The organism is Mycolicibacterium chubuense (assembly GCF_001044255.1).
Lineage (GTDB): Bacteria > Actinomycetota > Actinomycetes > Mycobacteriales > Mycobacteriaceae > Mycobacterium > Mycobacterium chubuense.
Genome location: NZ_JYNX01000052.1, coordinates 1 through 1,861 on the forward strand (window position 1 = coordinate 1; position 1,861 = coordinate 1,861).

Genomic DNA, 1,861 nt, shown 5'->3' on the forward strand with positions numbered 1-1,861 from the left:
CAGTGCCACCACGTGTCCCACATCGGTGAAGCCCGCCCCGCCCCGCAGTGGCCTTCGCCCCCGAGGACGAGCGCTATGACGAGCCCGCACCGCTGCCCTGGTACAAGCGGCCGCCCGTGCTGTTCGGCATCGCCGCGGCTGCGGCACTGCTGGCCGCCGGTGGTCTCGCCGTGACGTTGACCAGCAGCGAGGGGGATCAGACGCCGGTCACCGAGACGGCGACGCCGCCGTCGGCCGCGCCGTCCCCGGCCGAGCTGCCGCCGCCGGTCACCACGGTGACGATCGGTCCCGACGGCGTGGCGACGACGACCGTCAGCCAACCGCCTCCCCCGCCGCCCCCGTCGGAGACGACGAGCACGTCGTCGTCGACCACGACGACCGCGCCGACGACCACGACAACAACGGCCACCACGACGACGACCACCACCACCGCGCCCAGCATCGGGAGGACCCAGANCACCACGACGCGTCCGACGACGACGGCGCCGCCCACGACGACGGTGGCGCCGCCGACGACGACGGTGGCCCCGCCCACCACGGTCGCACCGCCCGTGACGACCTCGGTGATTCTCCCGGGCGACGGCGCCTGACGGCGGCGATGACCAGTCCGGCGCCGCACCGGCCGACGGATCTGCCGCCGGCCGCGCGGGACGCGGTGGCCGCGGTCGATCGCGATCCCCGCGCCGCGGTGAAGCTCCTGGTCACCGGCGGTATCGGAACAGGCAAGTCGACGGTGTTGGCGGCGGTGCGGGCAACGCTGCGTAGGGACGGTCGCGCGGTGCTGTCGCGGCCGCCGCGCCCAGAGGACGCCGACGGTTCCGCGGTGATCGTCGACGACGCCGACCTGCTCGACGACGCGCACCTCGAGCAGCTCACCGACCTGGTCGCCGACCCGGCGGCGACGGTGGTGATCTCGGCCCAGCCGCTCGCCCACCACCGCGCGCTGCGCGGTCTGGTCGTCGCGCTGCAGCGGGAGAATCCGGCAGTGACGTTGGGCCCGATCCCTCCGGTCGAGGTCGGCCGGATCGCCGCGGCCACCTTCGGGGAGGCCCCGGCGCCCGACCTGGTGCGGCTGCTCATGGCGGCGACGGCGGGGCTGCCGTTCCTGCTGCGCCCGACGCTGTCGGTGGCCGGCGACGGCACCCAGGCGGTGCGCCAGGCGGCACGCAATGCGCTGATCGAGCGGCTCCGCCGCCTCGACGAACCACTGCTCGACACGCTGCTGATCTCGTCACTCACCTCGGGCCTCGGCCCCGACGACGTCGCCGCCGGACTCCGGATGACCCCGGAGGCCGCGCTCGCCGCGGTGGACCAGGCCCGGGCCAGTGGGCTCCTCGAGCCGTCACACGCTGCGGGCTTCCTGCGCGAGGTGCACGACGGCATCGCCTCGATCGTCGGAGCGTCGCGGCACCACGATCTCGAGGTGTCGCTGCTGGTCTCTCAGCTGGAGTCCTCGACGCTGACCGCCGATTTGGCGTTGCGGCTGGCCGAGCACGGTCTGCACGACGAGCGGCTGGCGGCCGCGCTGACCGAGCTGGCCGGGCGAAGCACCTCCCAGCCTGCGCGCGCCGCCCGGCTGTACCGGGCGGCCGCCGACGCGGGGAGTTCAGCGCCCAGCGCACAACTGGCCGACGCCCTGGCCTTGACGGGCGACTGCGCCACGGCGGCCCGGCTCGCCGACGGCATGCTCACGGCGGCCGATCCGGCCCAGCGCGCCGCCGCGGTGCGCATCGCGGCCAGCATCGCGCTGCATGACGGCAGCGCCGCCCAGGCCCGTGACCTGTTCGCCTGGCTCGGCCCGGCGCCCGACGCCGTGGTCGGCGCGGCCGCCACGATCGCCGCCGTGGCGGCGGGCGACGCC

The 1,861-nt window shown here is 75.6% G+C and carries 2 pseudogenes; both read left to right on the forward strand.

Annotated features, from left to right (window positions below):
- Positions 1-38 precede the first annotated feature (38 nt).
- Positions 39-456: pseudogene (locus MCHUDSM44219_RS31100) on the forward strand (Hsp70 family protein); the annotation flags it as partial.
- Positions 457-598: 142 nt separating this feature from the next.
- Positions 599-1,861: pseudogene (locus tag MCHUDSM44219_RS17260) on the forward strand (isoniazid response ATPase/transcriptional regulator IniR); the annotation flags it as partial.